This window comes from Shewanella sp. MMG014 (genome assembly GCF_018100775.1).
GTDB classification, from domain to species: Bacteria; Pseudomonadota; Gammaproteobacteria; order Enterobacterales; family Shewanellaceae; genus Shewanella; species Shewanella japonica.
This window is the reverse complement of the sequence record NZ_JAGJDZ010000019.1, coordinates 1-22,933: the sequence shown is the minus strand read 5'-3', so window position 1 is coordinate 22,933 and position 22,933 is coordinate 1. Positions and strand designations below refer to the sequence as shown.

At 44.0% G+C, this 22,933-nt stretch carries 33 protein-coding genes; all 33 read left to right on the top strand.

Features of this window, described 5'->3' with window-relative positions; translation table 11 throughout:
* Nucleotides 1–6 precede the first annotated feature (6 nt).
* The 33 genes from rpoC to rplQ all read left to right on the top strand — a co-directional run bounded on the left by rpoC (nucleotide 7) and on the right by rplQ (nucleotide 22,749).
* Nucleotides 7–4,227, top strand: a complete 4,221-nt coding sequence (rpoC, locus tag J8L86_RS20580; protein ID WP_065108934.1) for a DNA-directed RNA polymerase subunit beta' — start codon at nucleotides 7–9, stop codon at nucleotides 4,225–4,227.
* 178 nt (nucleotides 4,228–4,405) lie between these two features.
* Complete coding sequence (rpsL, locus tag J8L86_RS20575) at nucleotides 4,406–4,780, top strand: 30S ribosomal protein S12 (RefSeq protein ID WP_055026549.1); 375 nt, start codon at nucleotides 4,406–4,408, stop codon at nucleotides 4,778–4,780.
* Between the two features lie 77 nt (nucleotides 4,781–4,857).
* Nucleotides 4,858–5,328 carry a 30S ribosomal protein S7 gene (rpsG, locus tag J8L86_RS20570; RefSeq protein WP_055026548.1) on the top strand — a complete coding sequence of 157 codons (471 nt, stop codon included), beginning with the start codon at nucleotides 4,858–4,860 and terminating at the stop codon, nucleotides 5,326–5,328.
* Nucleotides 5,329–5,407: 79 nt separating this feature from the next.
* Nucleotides 5,408–7,504, top strand: coding sequence for an elongation factor G (gene fusA / locus J8L86_RS20565; protein WP_065108933.1), 2,097 nt, complete (start codon nucleotides 5,408–5,410; stop codon nucleotides 7,502–7,504).
* 66 nt (nucleotides 7,505–7,570) lie between these two features.
* On the top strand, nucleotides 7,571–8,755 hold the full coding sequence (gene tuf, locus J8L86_RS20560) for an elongation factor Tu (RefSeq protein WP_080917157.1): 1,185 nt from the start codon (nucleotides 7,571–7,573) through the stop codon (nucleotides 8,753–8,755).
* Nucleotides 8,756–9,086: 331 nt separating this feature from the next.
* On the top strand, nucleotides 9,087–9,398 hold the full coding sequence (rpsJ, locus tag J8L86_RS20555; RefSeq protein ID WP_055026509.1) for a 30S ribosomal protein S10: 312 nt from the start codon (nucleotides 9,087–9,089) through the stop codon (nucleotides 9,396–9,398).
* Between the two features lie 27 nt (nucleotides 9,399–9,425).
* A complete protein-coding gene (gene rplC, locus J8L86_RS20550) occupies nucleotides 9,426–10,064 on the top strand; it encodes a 50S ribosomal protein L3 (RefSeq protein ID WP_055026508.1) in 639 nt (212 codons plus the stop codon).
* A 16-nt stretch (nucleotides 10,065–10,080) separates the two neighbouring features.
* Nucleotides 10,081–10,686 carry a 50S ribosomal protein L4 gene (rplD, locus tag J8L86_RS20545; RefSeq protein WP_055026507.1) on the top strand — a complete coding sequence of 202 codons (606 nt, stop codon included), beginning with the start codon at nucleotides 10,081–10,083 and terminating at the stop codon, nucleotides 10,684–10,686.
* Entirely contained in the window at nucleotides 10,683–10,985 is a 303-nt protein-coding gene (gene rplW, locus J8L86_RS20540) for a 50S ribosomal protein L23 (protein WP_055026506.1), read from the top strand. The genes rplD and rplW overlap by 4 nt, the downstream gene beginning before the upstream one ends.
* 16 nt (nucleotides 10,986–11,001) lie before the next feature.
* Complete coding sequence (gene rplB, locus J8L86_RS20535; protein WP_055026505.1) at nucleotides 11,002–11,826, top strand: 50S ribosomal protein L2; 825 nt, start codon at nucleotides 11,002–11,004, stop codon at nucleotides 11,824–11,826.
* Nucleotides 11,827–11,841: 15 nt separating this feature from the next.
* Nucleotides 11,842–12,120, top strand: coding sequence for a 30S ribosomal protein S19 (gene rpsS, locus J8L86_RS20530; RefSeq protein WP_006083596.1), 279 nt, complete (start codon nucleotides 11,842–11,844; stop codon nucleotides 12,118–12,120).
* Nucleotides 12,121–12,135: 15 nt separating this feature from the next.
* Nucleotides 12,136–12,468 (top strand): 50S ribosomal protein L22, encoded by a 333-nt coding sequence (gene rplV / locus J8L86_RS20525; RefSeq protein WP_055026504.1) that lies wholly within the window; start codon nucleotides 12,136–12,138, stop codon nucleotides 12,466–12,468.
* A 12-nt stretch (nucleotides 12,469–12,480) separates the two neighbouring features.
* The gene (rpsC, locus tag J8L86_RS20520; protein WP_055026503.1) at nucleotides 12,481–13,170 is read left to right on the top strand and encodes a 30S ribosomal protein S3; all 690 of its coding nucleotides are present in this window, start codon (nucleotides 12,481–12,483) and stop codon (nucleotides 13,168–13,170) included.
* Nucleotides 13,171–13,181: 11 nt separating this feature from the next.
* A complete protein-coding gene (rplP, locus tag J8L86_RS20515; protein WP_055026502.1) occupies nucleotides 13,182–13,592 on the top strand; it encodes a 50S ribosomal protein L16 in 411 nt (136 codons plus the stop codon).
* Nucleotides 13,592–13,783 (top strand): 50S ribosomal protein L29, encoded by a 192-nt coding sequence (gene rpmC, locus J8L86_RS20510; RefSeq protein ID WP_006083592.1) that lies wholly within the window; start codon nucleotides 13,592–13,594, stop codon nucleotides 13,781–13,783. Before rplP ends, rpmC begins: the two co-directional genes overlap by 1 nt.
* Nucleotides 13,783–14,031 carry a 30S ribosomal protein S17 gene (gene rpsQ, locus J8L86_RS20505; RefSeq protein WP_055026501.1) on the top strand — a complete coding sequence of 83 codons (249 nt, stop codon included), beginning with the start codon at nucleotides 13,783–13,785 and terminating at the stop codon, nucleotides 14,029–14,031. The genes rpmC and rpsQ overlap by 1 nt, the downstream gene beginning before the upstream one ends.
* A 217-nt stretch (nucleotides 14,032–14,248) precedes the next feature.
* Nucleotides 14,249–14,617, top strand: coding sequence for a 50S ribosomal protein L14 (gene rplN / locus J8L86_RS20500; protein ID WP_055026500.1), 369 nt, complete (start codon nucleotides 14,249–14,251; stop codon nucleotides 14,615–14,617).
* A gap of 11 nt (nucleotides 14,618–14,628) precedes the next feature.
* A complete protein-coding gene (gene rplX, locus J8L86_RS20495; RefSeq protein WP_055026499.1) occupies nucleotides 14,629–14,943 on the top strand; it encodes a 50S ribosomal protein L24 in 315 nt (104 codons plus the stop codon).
* Between the two features lie 12 nt (nucleotides 14,944–14,955).
* Nucleotides 14,956–15,495: a 50S ribosomal protein L5 gene (rplE, locus tag J8L86_RS20490; protein WP_055026498.1), complete on the top strand. Its 540-nt coding sequence runs from the start codon at nucleotides 14,956–14,958 to the stop codon at nucleotides 15,493–15,495.
* Between the two features lie 10 nt (nucleotides 15,496–15,505).
* A complete protein-coding gene (gene rpsN, locus J8L86_RS20485) occupies nucleotides 15,506–15,811 on the top strand; it encodes a 30S ribosomal protein S14 (protein WP_055026497.1) in 306 nt (101 codons plus the stop codon).
* Between the two features lie 24 nt (nucleotides 15,812–15,835).
* Nucleotides 15,836–16,228, top strand: a complete 393-nt coding sequence (gene rpsH / locus J8L86_RS20480) for a 30S ribosomal protein S8 (protein WP_055026496.1) — start codon at nucleotides 15,836–15,838, stop codon at nucleotides 16,226–16,228.
* 10 nt (nucleotides 16,229–16,238) lie between these two features.
* Nucleotides 16,239–16,772 (top strand): 50S ribosomal protein L6, encoded by a 534-nt coding sequence (gene rplF / locus J8L86_RS20475; protein WP_055026495.1) that lies wholly within the window; start codon nucleotides 16,239–16,241, stop codon nucleotides 16,770–16,772.
* 10 nt (nucleotides 16,773–16,782) lie between these two features.
* Nucleotides 16,783–17,133, top strand: a complete 351-nt coding sequence (gene rplR, locus J8L86_RS20470) for a 50S ribosomal protein L18 (protein ID WP_055026494.1) — start codon at nucleotides 16,783–16,785, stop codon at nucleotides 17,131–17,133.
* Nucleotides 17,134–17,145: 12 nt separating this feature from the next.
* Nucleotides 17,146–17,649 carry a 30S ribosomal protein S5 gene (rpsE, locus tag J8L86_RS20465; RefSeq protein WP_055026493.1) on the top strand — a complete coding sequence of 168 codons (504 nt, stop codon included), beginning with the start codon at nucleotides 17,146–17,148 and terminating at the stop codon, nucleotides 17,647–17,649.
* A 6-nt stretch (nucleotides 17,650–17,655) separates the two neighbouring features.
* A complete protein-coding gene (gene rpmD / locus J8L86_RS20460; RefSeq protein ID WP_055026492.1) occupies nucleotides 17,656–17,838 on the top strand; it encodes a 50S ribosomal protein L30 in 183 nt (60 codons plus the stop codon).
* A 2-nt stretch (nucleotides 17,839–17,840) separates the two neighbouring features.
* Nucleotides 17,841–18,275 carry a 50S ribosomal protein L15 gene (gene rplO / locus J8L86_RS20455; RefSeq protein WP_055026491.1) on the top strand — a complete coding sequence of 145 codons (435 nt, stop codon included), beginning with the start codon at nucleotides 17,841–17,843 and terminating at the stop codon, nucleotides 18,273–18,275.
* A gap of 7 nt (nucleotides 18,276–18,282) precedes the next feature.
* On the top strand, nucleotides 18,283–19,623 hold the full coding sequence (secY, locus tag J8L86_RS20450; protein ID WP_055026490.1) for a preprotein translocase subunit SecY: 1,341 nt from the start codon (nucleotides 18,283–18,285) through the stop codon (nucleotides 19,621–19,623).
* 21 nt (nucleotides 19,624–19,644) lie between these two features.
* Nucleotides 19,645–19,758 carry a 50S ribosomal protein L36 gene (gene rpmJ / locus J8L86_RS20445; RefSeq protein WP_006083579.1) on the top strand — a complete coding sequence of 38 codons (114 nt, stop codon included), beginning with the start codon at nucleotides 19,645–19,647 and terminating at the stop codon, nucleotides 19,756–19,758.
* A 119-nt stretch (nucleotides 19,759–19,877) separates the two neighbouring features.
* Entirely contained in the window at nucleotides 19,878–20,234 is a 357-nt protein-coding gene (rpsM, locus tag J8L86_RS20440; RefSeq protein ID WP_055026489.1) for a 30S ribosomal protein S13, read from the top strand.
* Between the two features lie 17 nt (nucleotides 20,235–20,251).
* The gene (gene rpsK, locus J8L86_RS20435; protein WP_011635661.1) at nucleotides 20,252–20,644 is read left to right on the top strand and encodes a 30S ribosomal protein S11; all 393 of its coding nucleotides are present in this window, start codon (nucleotides 20,252–20,254) and stop codon (nucleotides 20,642–20,644) included.
* A 32-nt stretch (nucleotides 20,645–20,676) separates the two neighbouring features.
* Entirely contained in the window at nucleotides 20,677–21,297 is a 621-nt protein-coding gene (rpsD, locus tag J8L86_RS20430; protein ID WP_055026488.1) for a 30S ribosomal protein S4, read from the top strand.
* Between the two features lie 24 nt (nucleotides 21,298–21,321).
* Entirely contained in the window at nucleotides 21,322–22,311 is a 990-nt protein-coding gene (rpoA, locus tag J8L86_RS20425) for a DNA-directed RNA polymerase subunit alpha (RefSeq protein ID WP_055026487.1), read from the top strand.
* A 42-nt stretch (nucleotides 22,312–22,353) separates the two neighbouring features.
* A complete protein-coding gene (gene rplQ, locus J8L86_RS20420; protein WP_055026486.1) occupies nucleotides 22,354–22,749 on the top strand; it encodes a 50S ribosomal protein L17 in 396 nt (131 codons plus the stop codon).
* The last annotated feature ends 184 nt before the right edge of the window (nucleotides 22,750–22,933 follow it).

The window sequence follows — 22,933 nt, the reverse complement described above, 5'->3', positions numbered from 1 at the left end:
AGAAACGTGAAAGACTTATTAAAGTTTCTTAAACAGCAAAGCAAGACTGAAGAATTTAACGGTATTAAAATTGGTTTGGCTTCGCCAGATCTAATCCGTTCTTGGTCTTTTGGTGAAGTTAAAAAGCCAGAAACCATTAACTACCGTACTTTCAAACCTGAACGTGAAGGTTTGTTCTGTGCGCGTATTTTCGGTCCTGTAAAAGATTACGAATGTTTGTGTGGTAAATACAAACGTTTGAAGCACCGTGGTGTTATTTGTGAGAAGTGTGGCGTTGAAGTTACACAGACTAAAGTACGTCGTGAGCGTATGGGTCATATTGATCTTGCAAGCCCAGTTGCCCATATTTGGTTCTTGAAATCACTTCCGAGTCGTATTGGTTTGATGCTTGATATGACATTACGTGATATTGAACGCGTATTGTACTTTGAATCATTTGTAGTGATCGAGCCTGGCATGACCAGCCTTGAACGCGGTCAAATGCTGACAGAAGAAACATATCTTGATGCATTAGAAGAATACGGTGACGAGTTTGAAGCTAAAATGGGTGCTGAAGCAGTCTTAGACTTGCTACGTGCAATCAATTTAGAAGAACAAATTGATCAAATGCGTGAAGAGTTACCGTCAATTAACTCTGAAACCCGTCGTAAGAAGGTCACTAAGCGCCTTAAACTGATGGAAGCATTCTTCACTTCTGGCAACAAGCCTGAGTGGATGATCTTAAAAGTGTTACCAGTTCTTCCACCAGATTTACGTCCTCTAGTTCCACTAGATGGCGGACGTTTTGCTACATCTGATTTGAACGACCTTTACCGTCGTGTGATCAACCGTAACAACCGTCTTAAGCGTCTATTGGATTTAGCTGCACCAGACATTATCGTACGTAACGAAAAACGTATGTTACAAGAGTCTGTCGATGCACTATTAGATAATGGTCGTCGTGGTCGTGCTATTACCGGTTCTAACAAGCGTCCGCTTAAATCTTTGGCTGATATGATCAAAGGTAAGCAAGGTCGTTTCCGTCAGAACTTACTTGGTAAGCGTGTAGATTACTCTGGTCGTTCGGTTATTACCGTAGGTCCAACTTTACGTCTGCATCAGTGTGGTCTTCCTAAGAAGATGGCACTTGAGCTATTCAAACCATTCATCTATGGCAAGTTAGAAGGTCGTGGTTTAGCTACGACTATTAAAGCTGCTAAGAAAATGGTTGAGCGTGAGCAGGCTGAAGTATGGGATGTACTAGACGAAGTCATTCGTGAACATCCAGTCATGCTTAACCGTGCACCAACACTTCATAGACTTGGTATTCAAGCATTTGAACCAGTTCTTATTGAAGGTAAAGCAATCCAATTGCATCCATTAGTATGTGCGGCATATAACGCCGACTTCGATGGTGACCAAATGGCTGTGCACGTACCGTTAACGCTTGAAGCTCAATTAGAAGCTCGTTCGTTAATGATGTCGACCAACAACATTCTTTCTCCTGCTAACGGTGAGCCAGTAATCACGCCTTCTCAAGACGTGGTACTAGGTCTTTACTACACCAGCCGTGAATGTGTTAACGGTCGCGGTGAAGGCATGACATTCATGTCTGTTGATGAAGTAGAAAAAGCATATGCAACAGGTGCAGCAGAATTGCATGCACGTGTAAAAGTTCGCTTGACCGAAACATCAATTGACGCAAATGGCGAGAAAGTACAAACACGTAAGATTGTAGATACTACAGTTGGTCGTGCGTTGTTATCGCAAATCTTACCTGAAGGATTACCATTTGATTTGGTAAACCAAAACATGGGTAAGAAGCAAATCTCTAAATTGCTGAACACTTGTTACCGTGCATTAGGCCTAAAAGATACTGTTATCTTTGCTGACCAATTAATGTATACCGGTTTCCGTTACGCAACTATTTCTGGTGCCTCTGTTGGTATCAACGATATGGTTATTCCGGACGAGAAATATACCTTAGTTGAAGAAGCTGAACGTGAAGTGCTTGAAATTCAAGAGCAGTTCCAATCAGGTCTTGTAACAGCTGGTGAGCGCTACAACAAAGTTATCGATATTTGGGCAAGCACCAACGATAAGATCTCTAAAGCGATGATGGACAACTTGAAAAAAGAAGTTGTTATTAATCGTGATGGTGAAGAAGAAGAGCAAGATTCGTTTAACAGCATCTATATGATGGCTGACTCGGGCGCTCGTGGTAGTGCTGCACAGATTCGTCAGCTAGCGGGTATGCGTGGTCTGATGGCTAAGCCAGATGGCTCAATCATCGAAACCCCAATTACTGCGAACTTCCGTGAAGGTTTGAACGTATCACAATACTTCATCTCTACTCACGGTGCGCGTAAAGGTCTTGCCGATACCGCACTGAAAACAGCTAACTCGGGTTATCTAACTCGTCGTCTTGTTGACGTTGCACAAGATTTAGTTGTTATTGAAGATGACTGTGGAACAGAAGAAGGCTTGACCATGAAGCCGTTGATTGAAGGTGGTGATGTTAAAGAGCCGCTTCGTGAACGTGTTCTAGGTCGTGTTGTCGCAGTTGATGTATTAGAGCCTGGTACTGAAAAAGTACTTGCGCCACGTAACACATTACTAGACGAGTCATGGTGTGATCTTCTAGAAGAGCACAGTGTTGATGAAGTTATTGTTCGTTCAGTAATTTCTTGTGACACAGACTTTGGTGTTTGTGCTGCTTGTTACGGTCGTGATTTAGCACGTGGTCATATTATTAACCACGGTGAAGCGATTGGTGTTGTTGCTGCTCAGTCGATTGGTGAGCCAGGTACACAGCTTACGATGCGTACTTTCCACATTGGTGGTGCTGCATCTCGTGACTCTGCAGAAAACAACGTACAAGTTAAGAATAACGGTACATTGAAACTTCATAACGCGAAATACGTTAAGAGTATCGATGATAAACTGGTTATCGTATCGCGTTCATCTGAAATTGCGGTTATCGATGAGTTAGGTCGTGAGAAAGAACGCTATCGTGTTCCTTACGGTACCGTATTAGAACAACTTGAAGATTCAGAAGTAACTTCTGGCGCTATCATTGCTAACTGGGATCCACATACGCATCCTATTATCTCTGAAGTTGCTGGTAGTGTTAAATTCGTTGATATGATTGAAGGCGTTACTATGACGCGTCAAACAGACGATTTAACCGGTCTATCTTCTGTTGTTGTTATTGATGCTGGTGCACGTCCTACCGCTGGTAAAGAAATGCGTCCTGCTATCCGTCTAATCGACGCGGCGGGTAACGATCTTATGATCCCTGGTACAGACGTACCAGCGCAATACTTCTTACCGGGTAATGCGATTGTTTCTAAAGACGATAATGCGCAAATTAATGTTGGTGATGCTTTAGCACGTATTCCTCAAGAATCGTCTAAAACTCGCGATATTACCGGTGGTCTGCCACGAGTTGCTGACTTATTCGAAGCGCGTAAGCCTAAAGAACCCGCTATTCTTGCTGAAATTTCAGGTACCATCTCGTTTGGTAAAGAGACTAAAGGTAAGGTTCGTTTAGTTATCAGCCCAGCTGATGGCGGTGATCATTACGAAGAAATGATCCCTAAATGGCGTAACCTTAACGTGTTCGAAGGTGAAAAAGTTGAACGTGGTGAAGTTATCGCTGACGGCCCAGAAGCTGCACACGATATCCTACGTTTACGTGGTATCCATCATGTTGCTAACTATATTGTTGATGAAGTCCAAGACGTTTACCGTCTACAGGGTGTAAAAATCAATGATAAGCACATTGAGGTTATCATTCGCCAAATGCTTCGTAAGTGTCTAATCACTGATGCAGGCGATTCGAACTTCTTAGTCGGTGAACAAGCTGAAGTATCTCGCGTGAAGATTGCTAACCGTGAGCTTGAAGCTCAAGGTAAAGCACCTGCGAAGTTTGAGCGTGAATTACTAGGTATTACCAAAGCATCTTTGGCTACTGAATCGTTCATCTCAGCGGCATCGTTCCAAGAAACGACTCGTGTACTTACAGAAGCTGCTGTAGGTGGTAAGAGTGACCAATTACGTGGTCTGAAAGAAAACGTAATCGTTGGTCGTCTAATCCCTGCAGGTACAGGTTATGCATATCACAACGCTCGTAACGAAGCGCGTGCTAATGTTAAAGATGAAGGTGTAGAAGCACCGGTTATCACTGCAAGTGAAGCAGAGAAGAACTTAGCTGACTTACTTAACTTGGCCGGAAGTGCCGACTAAAGTAAACGTTATGTTAAAAAAAGGCGCCTTTGGCGCCTTTTTTATTGGGAATTGCACGAAAAGTTGTCTATTTCTTGACAGTTGGCCAATACCTTTCTAAACTTTCGCGTCCCATCATAGTGGGATATAGATTTTTCACACAAAATTGTTGAGATTATTCAACTGAACGGAGCTATTCATGGCAACTGTAAACCAGTTGGTACGTAAGCCACGCTCGCCAAAAGTCGAAAAGACTAATGTGCCAGCGTTAAATGCGTGTCCACAAAAACGTGGTGTTTGTACTCGTGTGTACACTACAACACCTAAAAAACCTAACTCTGCGCTACGTAAAGTAGCACGTGTTCGCTTAACTAACGGTTTCGAAGTTACTTCGTACATCGGTGGTGAAGGTCACAACTTGCAGGAACATAGTGTAATTCTAATCCGTGGCGGTCGTGTTAAAGATTTACCGGGTGTGCGTTACCACACTATCCGCGGTGCATTAGATTGTGCTGGCGTTAGTGCTCGTCGCCAAGGCCGTTCTAAGTACGGTGCTAAGCGTCCTAAGTCATAACTTGTCCGTTTAAGTAAGGCCAAGCTAGTTAAAAATATTCCAGTTTTGGAAATACCTGAAGCATACGGAGAATTGTTATGCCAAGACGTCGCGTTGTAGGACAACGTAAAATCCTACCAGATCCAAAGTTTAAAAGTGAGTTGCTGGCTAAGTTCATCAACGTCATTATGGTTGACGGTAAAAAGTCAACTGCTGAAAAAATTATCTACAAGGCATTAGATGTTGTCGCTGAAAAGAAAAGCGAAGATCATCTAACTATCCTTGAAGCAGCTCTTGATAATGTTCGCCCTTCAGTCGAGGTTAAATCTCGTCGTGTTGGTGGTTCTACTTATCAAGTACCATGTGAAGTTCGTCCAGTGCGTCGTAACGCACTAGCGATGCGCTGGTTAGTTGAAGCTGCTCGCAAGCGTGGTGAAAAATCTATGGCTCTACGTCTAGCAGGTGAAATGCTAGATGCATCTGAAAACAAAGGTACTGCTGTTAAGAAGCGTGAAGACGTGCATCGCATGGCTGAAGCTAACAAAGCCTTTGCTCATTACCGTTGGTAATTTGATGGAGCGGGCATTAGCCCGCTCCATATTGTTGATATTTTCTAAAGTGATAACTTTAGTTGAGAGGGTATAAATAGTGGCTCGTACAACCCCAATTGAGCGTTACCGTAATATTGGTATTGTTGCTCATGTGGATGCAGGTAAAACTACCACAACAGAACGTGTTCTGTTCTATACCGGTTTGTCTCATAAAATCGGTGAGGTGCATGACGGCGCTGCTACGACAGATTGGATGGTACAGGAGCAGGAACGTGGTATTACTATCACTTCTGCTGCAGTAACGACCTTTTGGCGTGGTATGGAAGCTCAATTCACTGAACATCGTATTAATATCATCGATACCCCTGGTCACGTCGACTTCACTATTGAGGTTGAGCGTTCATTACGTGTACTAGATGGCGCTGTAGTTGTTTTCTGCGGTTCATCAGGCGTAGAGCCTCAATCAGAGACTGTATGGCGTCAAGCCAACAAGTATGAAGTACCTCGTATGGTGTTCGTCAATAAGATGGACCGTGCAGGTGCTGACTTTGATAGTGTTATCGACCAAATCCGTAATCGCTTAGGTGCTACTTGTGTTCCAATTCAATTGAATATTGGCGCAGAAGAGGACTTCAAAGGGGTTATTGATTTAATTAAGATGAAAGCGATTAACTGGTCTGAAGAAGATCAAGGAACCACTTTCACTTATGAAGAAATTCCCGCAGATCTTTTAGCTAAGGCTGAAGAGATGCATGAGTATCTAGTGGAAAGTGCTGCTGAAGCATCTGATGAACTGATGGAAAAGTACCTTGAAGAAGGCACATTACCAGAAGCAGATATTAAGCAAGCATTACGTCAGCGCACAATTAACAACGAAATCGTATTAGCAACTTGTGGTTCTGCATTTAAGAACAAAGGTGTTCAAGCGGTTTTGGATGCGGTTGTTGACTACCTTCCTGCTCCTATCGAAGTGCCTGCTATTAAGGGTGTTGACGAGAACGAAAATGAAGTAGAGCGCCCATCAGACGATAACGCACCATTTGCTGCATTAGCGTTTAAAATTGCGACTGACCCATTTGTTGGAACTTTGACCTTTATCCGTGTATATTCAGGCGTACTAGAGTCGGGTGCAGCGGTTTATAATTCTGTTAAACAGAAACGTGAACGTGTTGGCCGGATTGTACAAATGCATGCAAATGACCGTACTGAGCTTAAAGAAGTTCGTGCAGGTGATATTGCAGCGGCGATTGGTCTAAAAGAAGTAACAACTGGCGATACTCTTTGCGCAAACGATCACAAAGTGATTCTAGAGCGAATGGAGTTTCCAGAACCTGTTATTACCATTGCCGTTGAGCCTCGCTCTAAAGCAGACCAAGATAAAATGGGGATTGCACTACAAAAGCTAGCTGCAGAAGATCCTTCTTTTAGAGTGGAAACTGATGAAGAGTCAGCTCAAACATTGATTTCTGGCATGGGTGAATTACATTTAGATATTATTGTTGACCGTATGCGTCGCGAATTTAATGTCGAGTGTAACGTAGGTAAACCTCAGGTTGCCTATCGTGAAACGATTCGCTCATCAGTAGAAGTTGAAGGTAAGTTCGTACGTCAATCAGGCGGGCGTGGTCAATATGGTCACGTATGGCTGAAGATTGAACCGTTAGAAGACGGTGCAGGCTACGAATTTGTCAATGAAATTGTTGGTGGTGCAGTTCCTCGTGAATTCATCCCATCAGTAGACAAAGGTATTCAAGAGCAAATGAAAAACGGTGTCTTAGCCGGTTATCCTATGCTCGATGTGAAAGTGACTTTATTTGATGGTTCATATCATGATGTGGACTCGAATGAAATGGCTTTCAAAATAGCTGGTTCAATGGGCTTTAAAAAGGGTGCGCTTGAAGCAAGCCCTGTGTTACTAGAACCAACAATGAAAGTGGAAATTACCACTCCTGAAAGTAATATGGGCGATGTAGTAGGTGACTTAAACCGACGTCGTGGTGTTATTGATGGAATGGACGATGGCTTGGGTGGTGTTAAAATCATTCATGCAACGGTTCCACTATCAGAAATGTTTGGTTATGCAACTGACTTGCGTAGTGCAACTCAGGGGCGTGCTTCATACTCAATGGAGTTTGCTAAGTACGCTGATGCACCATCAAACATTGCAAATGCGATAATTGAATCACGCACCTAATTTTAGGTGTTTAACTAATGTTATATAGCTCGTAATCGAGCACTTCTGAAAAGAAAGGAATATATCGTGGCTAAAGAAAAATTTGAACGTAGTAAACCACACGTAAACGTGGGTACAATTGGTCACGTTGACCATGGTAAAACTACTCTAACAGCAGCTATCTCAGCAGTATTGACGAAAGCATACGGCGGTGAGACTAAAGATTTCGCACAAATCGATAACGCTCCAGAAGAGCGTGAGCGTGGTATTACAATTAATACTTCTCACATCGAATATGACACGCCTACACGTCACTACGCACACGTAGATTGTCCTGGTCACGCCGATTATGTTAAAAACATGATTACTGGTGCTGCACAAATGGACGGTGCTATCTTAGTAGTAGCAGCAACTGATGGCCCAATGCCACAGACTCGTGAGCACATCCTACTTTCACGTCAGGTTGGTGTACCTTTCGTTATCGTATTCATGAACAAATGTGACATGGTTGATGATGAAGAGCTACTTGAATTAGTAGAAATGGAAGTACGTGAACTTCTTTCTGAATATGACTTCCCAGGTGATGACTTACCAGTTATCCAAGGTTCTGCACTTAAAGCGCTTGAAGGCGATGCAGCTTGGGAACCAAAAATCATCGAACTTGCTGAAGCTCTAGATACTTACATCCCAGAGCCAGAGCGTGACATCGATAAGCCTTTCCTACTACCTATTGAAGATGTATTCTCAATTTCAGGTCGTGGTACAGTTGTTACTGGTCGTGTAGAGCGTGGTATCATCACTGTAGGTGACGAAGTAGAAATCGTTGGTGTTAAAGACACAACTAAAACGACTTGTACTGGTGTTGAAATGTTCCGTAAGCTGCTTGACGAAGGTCGTGCAGGTGAGAACTGTGGTGTTTTATTACGTGGTACTAAGCGTGATGAAGTTGAACGTGGTCAAGTACTTGCTAAGCCAGGTACAATCACTCCTCACACTACATTCGAATCAGAAGTATACGTGTTAAGCAAAGAAGAAGGCGGACGTCACACTCCATTCTTCAAAGGCTACCGTCCACAGTTCTACTTCCGTACAACTGACGTAACTGGTACTATCGAGCTTCCAGAAGGCGTTGAAATGGTAATGCCAGGTGACAACATCAAGATGGTTGTTACTCTAATCTACCCAATCGCGATGGACGACGGTTTACGTTTCGCTATCCGTGAAGGTGGCCGTACAGTTGGTGCTGGTGTTGTAGCTAAAATCGTTGCTTAATAGCGAAGTTAGTTAACACATTAAAAAGGAAGCTTCGGCTTCCTTTTTTGTTTCTGTTGCTTTTTAAATTGAACTGTGTAAAATCCACCGCCTTGAACAAACTAACTAGATTGAAGAGTTTTTGTTCGAAGGGGTTGATCTCTCATCTGATATCTGTATAATTCCCCTTCGCTGTCCTAGACAGTGTAATATAATGTTTAACCATAAGGGTTATTCATTTTCATAATTGACTCCGATTGGGAGTCTACGGTTAAATCATCTCGCTCTGCTTTTCCAATGGGAAGAAGCTAGAGGGTGATTTTTTATGTGTGCATTTTAGGAGCTCTGGTCAATGCAGAACCAAAGAATCCGTATCCGCTTGAAAGGATTTGATCATCGTCTGATCGATCAATCAACAGCGGAAATCGTTGAAACTGCTAAGCGTACAGGCGCACAGGTTCGTGGTCCTATTCCACTTCCTACGCGTAAAGAACGTTATACCATTTTGACTTCTCCGCACGTCAACAAAGACGCTCGTGACCAATACGAAATTCGTACTCACAAGCGCTTAGTTGACATCGTAGAGCCAACTGAAAAGACTGTAGACGCATTAATGCGTTTAGATCTTGCCGCTGGTGTCGACGTTCAAATTAGCTTAGGTTAATTGAGATCCTTAGAAGAGGTTTGAAAGATGGCTATCGGTCTTATTGGTCGTAAAGTGGGTATGACTCGCATCTTCACAGAAGATGGCGCTTCAATCCCTGTAACAGTAATTGAAATTGCTGGTAACCGTGTTACTCAAGTGAAAACTTTAGAAACTGACGGATACCGTGCTCTTCAAGTAACTACTGGTACCAAAAAAGCCAATCGCATCACCAAACCAGAAGCAGGTCATTTTGCTAAGAGCGGCGTAGAAGCTGGTCGTGGCTTATGGGAATTGCGTTTGGCAGATGGTGAGTGTGAAGGCATTGAAGTAGGTGCTGAACTTAACGTTGATATCTTTGCTGATACAGCGAAAGTTGATGTTACTGGTCAATCTAAAGGTAAGGGCTTCCAAGGCGGTATTAAACGCTGGAACTTCCACGCTCAAGATATGACACATGGTAACTCTTTGGCTCATAGATCTAATGGTTCTATCGGTCAAAACCAGACACCTGGTCGCGTTTTCAAAGGTAAGAAAATGTCTGGCCACATGGGTGCCGAGCAAGTCACTACTCAAAATCTAGACGTTGTACGTGTAGATGCAGAGCGTAACTTGTTATTGGTAAAAGGTGCTGTTCCTGGCGCTACCAATGGTGACTTGATTATCAAGCCAGCCGTTAAAGCATAGGTCTGAGGAGATAGTAATGGAATTGGTATTGAAAGACGCGCAAAGCGCTCTTGAAGTTTCCGAAACTACCTTCGGCCGTGACTTTAACGAGGCATTGGTTCATCAGGTAGTTGTAGCTTACGCTGCAAACGCGCGTCAGGGCACTCGTGCTCAACAGACTCGTGCGGAAGTAACTGGCTCAGGCAAAAAGCCTTGGCGCCAGAAAGGCACTGGCCGTGCTCGTGCCGGTAGTGTTAAAGGCCCGATCTGGCGTGGCGGTGGCGTAACATTCGCTGCTAAAACTCAAGATCACAGCCAAAAAGTTAACAAAAAGATGTACCGTGGTGCTTTAAAAAGCATTCTTTCTGAATTGGTACGTCAAGAGCGTTTAGTCGTTGTTGAATCTTTTGGTGTTGAAGCTCCTAAAACTAAAGAGCTGAAAGCTAAACTAAAAGAAATGAACTTAGAAGACGTTCTAATTGTTACTGCAGATGTTGATGAGAACTTATTCTTAGCAGCACGCAACTTATACAAGGTTGACGTACGTGACGTAGCGGGTCTTGACCCAGTTAGTCTAATCGCGTTTAACACTGTTCTTGTTACTGCTGATGCAGTGAAGCAAATCGAGGAGATGCTAGCATGATCACCGAAGAACGTTTGCTAAAAGTTATTCTTGCTCCACATATCTCTGAAAAGAGCACTGTGCTTGCTGAGAAAAACAACACTGTAGTTTTCCGCGTAGCAATCGATGCGACTAAAGCAGAGATTAAAGCTGCTGTAGCGAAGCTTTTTGAAGTTGAAGTTGATAGTGTCCGCACTTTGGTAAACAAAGGTAAAACTAAGCGCACTGGTGGCCGTGTTGGTCGTCGTAGCGATTGGAAAAAAGCCTATGTAACTTTAGCTGCTGGTGCTGACATCGATTTCGTTGGCGGCGCTGAGTAAGCAAAGGAGAATTATCATGGCAGTTATTAAGTGTAAGCCAACCTCTCCAGGTCGTCGCCACGTTGTTAAAGTGGTGAACAGCGACTTGCATAAAGGGAAACCTTTTGCAGGCCTGTTGGCTAAGAAATCTAAAAGTGGTGGCCGTAACAATACTGGTCGTATCACTGTTCGTCACGTAGGTGGTGGACACAAGCAGCATTACCGTATTATTGACTTCAAACGCAATAAAGACGGTATCCCTGCAAAAATCGAACGTCTTGAGTATGATCCGAACCGTACAGCTAACATCGCGTTAGTACTATACGCAGACGGTGAGCGTCGTTACATCCTTGCTGCTAAAGGTATGCAAGCTGGTGACGCAATCCAATCTGGTTTGGATGCAGACATCAAAACTGGTAACGCAATGCCGCTTCGCAACATCCCAGTGGGTAGTGTTGTGCACGCAGTAGAAATGAAGCCTGGTAAAGGTGCTCAAATCGCGCGTTCAGCTGGTGCTTATGTTCAAGTTGTTGCTCGTGATAACCAATATGCAACTCTACGTCTTCGCTCTGGCGAAATGCGTAAAGTACCAGTTGATTGTCGTGCAACATTCGGTGAAGTTGGTAACGCTGAGCACATGCTACGCCAGTTAGGTAAAGCAGGTGCTAAACGCTGGAGAGGCGTACGCCCTACAGTTCGTGGTGTTGCAATGAACCCGGTTGACCATCCACATGGTGGTGGTGAAGGCCGTACTTCTGGTGGACGTCACCCAGTGAGTCCATGGGGTGTGCCAACTAAGGGTTATAAAACTCGTAGTAATAAGCTCACCGACAAGTACATTGTACGTCGTCGTAATAAATAGTAAGAGGATTCGCCCATGCCACGTTCTCTCAAGAAAGGTCCTTTCATTGACCTACACTTGCTGAAGAAGGTAGAGAAAGCGATGGAAGCGGGAGACAAAAAGCCAATTAAGACTTGGTCTCGTCGCTCAATGATCATCCCAAATATGATTGGGTTGACCATCGCTGTCCATAATGGTCGTCAGCACGTACCTGTGTTCGTAACTGACGAAATGATCGGTCATAAGCTTGGTGAATTTTCACCAACTCGCACTTATCGCGGCCATGCTGCAGATAAGAAAGCGAAGAAGCGTTAATACGGGAGACATAAGATGGAAGTTTTAGCTAAACATCGTTACGCCCGTACGTCTGCGCAGAAGGCCCGTCTAGTTGCTGATCAAATTCGAGGATTGCCTGTTTCTAAGGCACTTGAGATTTTGACCTTCAGCCCTAAGAAAGCCGCCGTACTGGTTAAAAAAGTACTAGACTCAGCTATCGCAAACGCCGAACACAACGAAGGTGCAGATATCGATGAGCTTAAAGTTGGTAAAGTCTTCGTTGACGAAGCACCAACAATGAAGCGCATCATGCCTCGTGCCAAAGGCCGCGCTGATCGTATCATGAAGCGTACCAGCCACATTACTGTGGTTGTATCAGATCGCTAGGAGAAGAGAGCAATGGGACAGAAAGTACATCCTAATGGTATCCGTCTGGGTATCACAAAGCCTTGGATCTCTACTTGGTACGCCGATAAAGCAGATTATGCAAATAACCTGCACAGCGACTGGGAAGTTCGTCAATATCTCACTGAGAAATTGAAGGCTGCATCAGTATCTAAAATCGTTATCGAGCGTCCTGCGAAGAGCATCCGCGTTACTATTCACACTGCCCGTCCAGGTGTTGTGATTGGTAAGAAAGGTGAAGACGTTGAAGTATTACGTGCATATGTATCTAAAATTACAGGCACTACTGCTCAAATCAACATCGCTGAGATCCGCAAGCCTGAGTTAGACGCAAAGCTTGTTGCTGACAGTATTGCACAGCAATTAGAGCGTCGCGTTATGTTCCGTCGCGCTATGAAGCGTGCAGTTCAAAACGCAATGCGCATTGGTGCTCAAGGTATCAAAGTTGAAGTGAGCGGCCGTCTAGGCGGTGCTGAAATCGCACGTTCTGAATGGTATCGTGAAGGTCGTGTACCTCTACATACCTTACGTGCTGATATCGACTATTCTACTTCTGAAAGTCACACTCAATACGGTGTGATTGGTGTTAAAGTTTGGATCTTCAAAGGCGAAGTTCTAGACGGTATCATCCCAGCATTAGAAGAGCCGAAGCAGCAGCCTAAGCGCAAGCCTCGTGGTAAATAGGAGAAACTTTAATGCTGCAACCTAAACGTATGAAGTTTCGCAAGATGTTCAAAGGCCGCAACCGTGGTCTAGCGAACGGTACTGAAGTTAGCTTTGGTACTTTCGGTTTGAAAGCAGTCGGCCGTGGCCGTTTAACTGCACGTCAAATCGAATCTGCACGTCGTGCCATGACACGTCACATTAAACGTCAAGGACAAATTTGGATTCGAGTTTTCCCTGACAAGCCAATTACCTCTAAGCCTCTTGAAGTGCGTATGGGTAAAGGTAAAGGTAACGTTGAATACTGGGTATGTCAGATTCAACCTGGTAAGGTTCTTTATGAGATGAATGGTGTATCTGAAGAGTTAGCGCGTGAAGCGTTTGCTTTAGCATCTGCCAAGCTTCCTATTAAGACTACCTTCGTAACTAAGACGGTGATGTAATGAAAGCGAGCGAACTAAGAGAAAAGAGCGTTGAAGAACTTAACGCTGAACTACTTGGTCTGCTGCGTGAGCAGTTTAACCTGCGTATGCAACACGCTACTGGTCAGTTGACTCAAACGAATCAATTGAAATTAGTGCGTCGTAACATTGCACGTGTTAAGACCATTATTACTTCTAAGGCAGGTGCGTAATGTCTGATAAAATCCGTACTTTGCAAGGTCGAGTACTTAGCAACAAAATGGACAAGTCTATTACTGTTGCTATTGCACGCCAAGTGAAACATCCTATTTATGGGAAGTACATTAAGCGTACAACTAAGATCCATGCACATGACGAAACAAATCAGTGTAATGAAGGTGACGTAGTGACTATTAGTCAGTGTCGTCCTCTTTCTAAGACTAAGTCTTGGACACTAGTTGAAGTAGTAACAAAGGCCTAATTTTTCATTAGGTTATAGTAAACGGCTCCAAAGATTGGGGCCGTTTGTTTTTTTCTGCTATGCAATCCAAAATATTGGTGTTATACTTGCGCGCCATTTTTGACTAAATTGTTGTCAGTTAGGTTTACCTAATTAATTTACAAGTTAGTTTATAAAATGGTCGAAATGATGATCCCAATGTTGGGATTTGTGTAGTAACGATAGCGGAGCACTTAAAATGATCCAAATGCAATCGACTCTAGACGTCGCGTGTAACAGTGGCGCTCGTAGAGTTCAGTGTATTAAGGTCTTGGGTGGCTCTCATCGTCGTTATGCCGGTATCGGCGACGTCATCAAGGTTTCTGTAAAAGAAGCAATTCCTCGCGCTAAAGCGAAGAAAGGTGATGTATATAACGCGGTGGTAGTCCGTACTAAGAAAGGCGTACGTCGTCCAGATGGTTCTGTCATTCGCTTCGATCGGAATGCAGCAGTTTTGCTTAACGCAAACCTTGCACCGATTGGTACTCGTATTTTTGGACCAGTGACACGTGAATTGCGTACCGAGCAGTTTATGAAAATCGTCTCTCTGGCACCAGAAGTACTGTAAGGAGCTTCAAAATGGCAGCTAAAATCCGTCGTGAAGACGAAGTAATTGTACTAGCAGGTAAAGACAAGGGTAAACGCGCAAAAGTTTCTCAAGTCCTACCTACTGGTAAGTTGATTGTTGAAGGCATCAATCTTGTTAAAAAACACCAAAAGCCAAACCCACAATTGGGCGTAACTGGCGGCGTTATCGAGAAAGAAGCACCGATACAAGCATCAAACGTAGCGATCTTTAACCAAGCCACAGGCAAGGCAGATCGTGTTGGTTTCCGATTCGAAGACGGCAAAAAAGTCCGTTTCTTTAAATCGAATAGTGAACTCATTAAGTAAACGGAGTAAACGATGGCGAAACTGCATGATAAATATCAAGAGACTGTTATTGCAGAACTTTCTAAAAAGTTCGGCTATACCAGTGTCATGCAAGTCCCTCGGATTGAAAAAATCACCCTTAATATGGGTGTAGGCGAAGCAGTTGCAGACAAAAAAGTTATGGAGCATGCGCTTCGTGACATGACTGCAATCGCTGGTCAAAAACCAGTTGTAACTGTTGCACGTAAATCAGTTGCTGGTTTTAAAATCCGTGAAGGCTACCCTATTGGCTGTAAAGTTACCCTACGCGGTGAGCGTATGTGGGAATTTTTAGAGCGTTTAGTTGACATTGCAATCCCACGTATTCGTGACTTCCGTGGCCTAAGCGCAAAAGCGTTTGACGGTCGTGGTAACTACGCAATGGGTGTGCGTGAGCAAATCATCTTCCCAGAAATCGATTATGATAAAATCGATAAGATTCGTGGTATGGATATTGTTATCACTACTACTGCGAAGAATGATGAAGAAGGTCGTGCTTTGTTAGACGCATTTAACTTCCCATTCAAGAAATAAGGGTAGCATAATGGCAAAATCATCTATGAAAGCACGTGAAGCAAAGCGTGCACAGCTCGTAGCTAAATATGCTGAAAAGCGTTTAGCACTTAAGGCTTTAATCAGCGCTCCTGATACTTCTGAAGAAGATCGTTGGGATGCTGTACTTAAGTTACAAGCTCTACCTCGTGATTCTAGCGCGTCGCGTCAGCGTAACCGTTGTAATCAAACTGGTCGCCCACATGGTGTTCTACGTAAATTCGGTCTTAGCCGTATTAAACTACGTGAAGCAACTATGCGTGGTGAAGTTCCTGGTCTGCGTAAGGCCAGCTGGTAAGCACTTGTCACGGAGTAAGCTAATATGAGCATGCAAGATCCTATTGCGGATATGTTAACACGTATTCGTAACGGCCAAGCTGCTAACAAAGTATCGGTAACGATGCCTTCAGCTAAGTTAAAAGTAGCAATTGCGAAATTACTTAAAGACGAAGGTTATATTACTGACTACGCCGTAGCAGAAGAAGCCAAGCCTGAATTAGAAATCACTTTAAAGTATTTCCAAGGCAAACCAGTCGTTGAGACTATCCAGCGCGTATCTCGCCCAGGTCTTCGTATTTACAAAGGTAAAAACGAACTTCCTAAGGTGATGGGCGGTCTGGGTGTCGCAATTGTGTCCACTTCTAAAGGCTTGATGACCGATCGTGCTGCCCGCCTAAATGGCATGGGTGGTGAGGTTATCTGCTACGTAGCGTAAGGAGCTAGGTATGTCACGTGTAGCAAAAGCACCAGTGTCTATTCCTGCCGGCGTAGAGGTGACCTTAAACGAACAAACTATTACCGTAAAAGGTGCTAAAGGTAGTTTGACTCGAGTAATCAACAATGCGGTAAGTGTTGTTCTAGAAAACGGCGTATTAACGTTTGGTCCAGTTGAAGGCGTTGCTAACGCTTGGGCTCAAGCTGGTACAGCTCGTGCACTAGTAAATAACATGGTTGTTGGTGTTTCTGAAGGATTTGTTAAGAAATTAAAGTTAATTGGTGTTGGTTACCGTGCAAAAGTTGCTGGTAAAGACCTTGACCTTACTTTAGGTTTCTCACATCCATTGGTTCACAAACTGCCCGCAGGTGTTACTGCAGAGTGTCCTAGCCAAACTGATATCGTACTTTCGGGTGTTGATAAGCAGTTAGTTGGTCAGGTCGCTGCTGAGATTCGTGGATACCGTCCACCTGAGCCTTATAAAGGTAAAGGTGTTCGCTATGCAGACGAACAAGTACGCCGTAAAGAGGCTAAGAAGAAGTAGGTAACGCGATATGGATAAGAAAACATCTCGCTTACGCCGCGCTACTCGCGCTCGTAAGAAGATCCAAGAGCTGGGCGTGAACCGTCTGGTTGTACATCGTACACCGCGTCACATTTATGCTCAGGTTATTAATCCTGAAGCTCAGGTGGTGGCAGTTGCTTCAACCGTTGAGAAAGCGGTTAAAGAACTACTAAAGAGTACCGGTAACGTAGACGCGGCTAAAGCAGTAGGTAAAACTGTTGCTGAGCGTGCGATCGAAAAAGGTGTAACAACAGTTGCATTCGACCGTTCTGGTTTCAAGTATCACGGACGCGTAGCAGCACTAGCTGACGCAGCTCGTGAAGCTGGCCTGAAATTCTAAGGGGTTATAAAAATGGCTAAATTAGAAGCTCAGCAGAAAGACGATTTGCAAGAGAAATTAATTGCAGTTAATCGTGTTTCTAAAGTAGTTAAAGGTGGTCGTATCTTTAGCTTCACCGCACTAACGGTGGTAGGTGATGGTAATGGTAAGATTGGCTATGGCTATGGTAAAGCGCGCGAAGTTCCAGCTGCTATTCAAAAAGCAATGGAAAAAGCCCGCCGTAACATGGTAACCGTAGAACTGAATGGTGGTACTTTGCATCACCCAGTTAAAGGTCGCCACACTGGTTCGCGTGTTTACATGCAACCAGCATCGGAAGGTACCGGTATTATCGCCGGTGGCGCAATGCGTGCCGTATTGGAAGTTGCAGGCGTTCATAACGTACTGTCTAAAGCATACGGTTCTACTAACCCGATCAACATCGTTCGCGCAACTGTAGATGCGTTGGTGCACATGAAGTCACCATCACAAATTGCAGCTAAGCGTGGCCTGAATGTTGATGAAATTCGAGGTTAATGCACCATGGCTACTAAAACGTTTAAAGTAACACAGACAAAGAGTGCCATTGGTCGTTTGCCAAAGCACCGTGCCTGTTTATTAGGTCTAGGCCTAAGACGTATTGGCCACACTGTTGAACTTGAAGATACTCCTTCAGTTCGCGGTATGGTTAATAAAGTTTACTACATGGTTAAGGTGGAGGATTAATAATGCGTTTAAATACTCTATCTCCAGCAGCAGGTTCTAAATCTGCTCCTAAGCGTGTAGGTCGTGGTATTGGTTCTGGTTTAGGTAAAACTGCAGGTCGTGGTCACAAGGGACAAAAGTCTCGTTCTGGCGGCGGTGTGCGTATCGGTTTTGAAGGTGGTCAAATGCCACTTAAAATCCGTTTGCCTAAATTCGGTTTTACCTCGCGCAAAGCTTTGGTTTCAGCTGAAGTTCGTTTACTCGAACTAGCAAAAGTTAACGGTGATGTTATCGACCTGAACGCTCTGAAAGATGCGAACGTAATTACTCGCAACATACAGTTTGCGAAAATCGTTCTTTCAGGTACCATTGAACGCCCAGTGACCGTAAAAGGTCTGAAGGTAACCAAAGGTGCTCGTGCAGCTATTGAAGCTGCCGGCGGTAAGATCGAGGAATAATACGTCGATGGCAAAACCAGGACTTGATTTAAAAAGCGCGAAAGGCGGTTTATCAGAATTGAAAACTCGTCTCCTGTTCGTGATTGGTGCGATTATCGTCTTTAGAGCCGGTTCGTTTGTGCCAATTCCTGGTATTGACGCAGCTGTGTTAGCAGAGTTGTTTGCTCAACAAAAAGATACCATCCTAGGCATGTTTAACATGTTCTCGGGTGGTGCTTTAGAGCGTGCTTCTATCTTTGCTCTTGGTATCATGCCGTATATTTCGGCATCGATTATCATGCAGTTATTGACTGTAGTTCATCCTGCCCTTGCTGAATTGAAAAAAGAAGGCGAGTCAGGAAGAAAGAAAATTAGTCAATACACAAGATACGGAACGCTTGTGTTGGGTACACTCCAATCAATCGGTATCGCGACAGGTTTACCAAGCCTAGTACCTGGCCTAGTTGCCAATGTAGGATTTGGTTTTTACTTTGTAGCAGTTGTCAGCTTAGTAACAGGAACGATGTTCCTAATGTGGCTAGGTGAACAAATTACCGAGCGTGGTATTGGTAATGGTATCTCGATATTAATTTTCGCAGGTATTGTTGCTGGATTACCTTCTGCTATCGGCCAAACGGCTGAACAAGCTCGTCAAGGTGATTTGAATGTACTGGTACTGTTGTTATTAGCGGTAATCGTATTTGCTGTAACTTATTTGGTAGTATTTGTAGAACGTGGTCAACGTCGTATCGTCGTTAACTACGCAAAGCGTCAACAAGGCCGTAAGGTGTTTGCTGCGCAAAGTACACATTTACCACTTAAAGTTAATATGGCGGGTGTGATTCCACCAATTTTTGCATCCAGCATAATTTTGTTTCCAGGCACACTGGCTCAGTGGTTTGGACAAAATGAGTCTATGTCATGGTTAAGCGATTTCGCTTTAGCTGTGTCACCAGGACAACCGCTGTATTCATTATTGTATGCAACAGCTATCGTTTTCTTCTGTTTCTTCTATACTGCGTTGGTGTTTAACCCGCGTGAGACAGCTGATAACTTGAAGAAGAGTGGTGCGTTCATTCCTGGGATTCGTCCTGGAGAACAGACTTCGCGTTACATTGATAAAGTAATGACCCGCTTGACATTAGCAGGCGCTATTTACATTACCTTTATCTGCTTAATTCCGGAGTTCATGTTAATTGCGTGGAAAGTACAGTTCTATTTTGGCGGTACTTCACTACTAATTATTGTAGTCGTAATCATGGACTTCATGGCTCAGGTTCAGACCCATATGATGTCACATCAATATGAGTCTGTGATGAAGAAAGCTAACTTAGTAAACAAAGCGAATTTAGATCGCTTTGGACGCTAGTTGCTTTAACGGAGTGATGAAATGAAAGTTCGAGCTTCCGTGAAGAAGATCTGCCGTAATTGCAAGATCGTCAAGCGTAGTGGCGTTGTACGTGTGATTTGTGTTGAACCAAAACACAAACAGCGTCAAGGCTAAAAAAAAGATATTTGCTCAGCTCAATATTGAGCTGAGCAAATAATGTTTGCAAATTTGTCGACTGTCGAGTATCCTTTCGGGCTTTTCGCAGTTGGCCTTTAACATTTAAGGAGTGCATAGTGGCCCGTATCGCTGGCATTAACATTCCTGATCAAAAGCATACAGTCATCGCATTGACTGCTATCTTTGGTATTGGACGTACACGCGCTAGAGCAATCTGCGCAGCTACTTCAATCGCTGAAGATGCTAAGATCAAGGAATTGAGCGAAGCTCAAATAGATATTCTACGCGAAGAAGTTGCCAAATACTCAGTAGAGGGTGACTTACGTCGTGAGATTTCAATGAACATCAAGCGTCTTATGGATCTTGGTTGTTATCGTGGTCTCCGCCATCGTCGTAGCCTGCCTCTTCGTGGGCAACGTACTAAGACCAATGCGCGTACGCGTAAAGGTCCACGTAAACCAATTAGAAAGTAACGGGAAGGTAAACCAAAATGGCTAAAGTTCCGTCACGTTCTCCGCGTAAGCGCGTACGTAAACAGGTTGCAGATGGTATGGCTCATATCCATGCATCTTTCAACAACACAATTGTCACCATTACAGATCGTCAAGGTAATGCGTTGTCATGGGCTACCTCAGGTGGTTCAGGTTTCCGTGGTTCACGTAAATCTACACCATTCGCTGCGCAGGTTGCTGCTGAGCGTGCAGGTATTGCTGCTCAAGACTACGGTGTTAAAAACCTTGAAGTTTTCGTAAAGGGTCCAGGTCCAGGTCGTGAATCAGCCATCCGTGCGCTGAATGCTGTTGGTTACAAAATTACCAACATTACCGATGTGACACCTATCCCTCATAATGGCTGTCGCCCACCTAAAAAGCGTCGTGTATAACACTGCGTATATAGGATAGTTGGAGAAAGATCATGGCAAGATACTTGGGTCCTAAGCTCAAGCTCAGCCGCAGAGAAGGTACAGACCTTTTCCTGAAAAGCGGTGTGAGAGCAATCGATTCGAAGTGTAAGCTTGAAGCTGCACCTGGTCAACATGGCGCTCGTAAGCCACGTTTATCAGAGTACGGTTTACAGCTACGCGAGAAACAAAAAGTTCGTCGTATGTACGGTGTGCTAGAAAAGCAATTCCGTAACTACTACAAAGAAGCCGCACGTCTAAAAGGCAACACTGGTGAAAACCTACTTGGTCTTTTAGAAACTCGTTTAGATAACGTTGTTTATCGTATGGGTTTTGGTGCGACTCGTGCAGAATCACGTCAATTAGTAAGCCACAAATCAATCGTGGTTAACGGTCGTGTTGTTAACATTCCGTCATTCAAAGTGTCTGCGAATGATGTTGTAAGCATCCGTGAAAAGTCACGCACTCAAGCACGTATCAAAGCGTCTTTAGAAGTGGCTGGTCAACGCGAAAAGCCTACATGGGTAGAAGTCGACAGCGCTAAAATGGAAGGTGCTTTCAAGCGTCTACCAGAACGTAGCGACTTGTCTGCGGATATTAACGAACAGCTGATCGTCGAGCTTTACTCTAAGTAAGGCTAACAAACAAGAGAGGACACAATGCAGGGTTCTGTTACAGAATTTCTTAAACCGCGTCTCGTTGACATAGAGCAGGTTAACCCAACTCGTGCCAAGGTTACGCTAGAGCCACTAGAACGTGGTTTTGGTCACACATTAGGCAACGCGTTGCGTCGAATCTTATTGTCGTCTATGCCTGGCTGTGCAGTTACAGAAGTCGAAATCGACGGTGTATTGCATGAATACAGCAGTAAGGAAGGCGTTCAAGAAGATATCCTAGAGATATTGCTTAACCTTAAAGGTCTAGCAGTAAACATCGAGGGTAAAGATGAAGCTTTACTTACGTTAAGTAAGTCAGGCACAGGCCCTGTTACTGCAGCAGATATCACTCATGATGGCGATGTAACCATCATGAATCCTGATCATGTTATCTGTCATTTGACTGGTAACAATGATATCAGCATGCGTATCCGCGTTGAGCGTGGTCGTGGTTATGTACCAGCTTCGGCTCGTGCACAAACTGAAGACGATGATCGCCCAATCGGTCGTTTGTTGGTTGATGCTTCATTCTCACCTGTTGCTCGCATTGCTTACAATGTTGAAGCAGCACGTGTTGAACAACGTACTGATTTGGATAAACTCGTTATTGATATGACCACTAATGGTACTATCGATCCTGAGGAAGCCATTCGTCGTTCTGCAACAATTCTAGCTGAACAGTTAGATGCGTTTGTTGAATTACGTGATGTTACCGAAACAGCCGTTGTCGAAGAGAAACCGGAATTTGATCCGATTCTGTTGCGTCCTGTCGACGATTTAGAGCTAACTGTACGTTCAGCCAACTGTTTGAAGGCTGAAGCGATTCATTACATCGGAGATCTCGTACAGCGCACTGAAGTTGAGTTGCTCAAGACTCCTAATTTAGGTAAGAAATCTCTTACTGAAATTAAGGATGTATTAGCGTCTCGCGGACTATCTTTAGGTATGCGTCTAGAAAACTGGCCTCCAGCTAGTTTAGCAGACGACCTATAAGTCCCAGGTTAGTACAAGATTAAAGATTATAAGGATTAGGTCATGCGCCATCGTAAGAGTGGTCGTCAACTAAACCGCAACAGCAGTCATCGCCAAGCTATGTTTCGTAACATGGCTAGCTCATTAGTTCGTCATGAGATCATCAAGACGACTGTAGCTAAAGCGAAAGAACTGCGCCGCGTAGTTGAGCCTCTGATAACACTAGCTAAAGTAGACAGCGTTGCAAATCGCCGTTTAGCTTTTGCTCGTACCCGCGACGCTGAAGTTGTAGGTAAGTTATTCACAGAATTGGGTCCACGCTTCCAGGAACGTCCTGGTGGTTACACTCGTATTCTAAAGTGCGGTCTACGTACCGGTGATAAAGCTCCAATGGCTTTCATCGAATTAGTAGGTCGTCCTGAAGCTGCTGAAGCTGTTGAAGTTGAAGCTGCTGAGTAATTATTAATTACTCACTTAAAAAACCGAGCTTAGGCTCGGTTTTTTTATATCTAAAATTCAAACTTTCATTTGATATTTTATCAATTTCACACATTAATTCCTTGCATACATTAATCAAGCTGCTTTGCTAGCACTGGCTCACTGGCTCACTGGCTCACTGGCTCACTGGCTCACTGGCTCACTG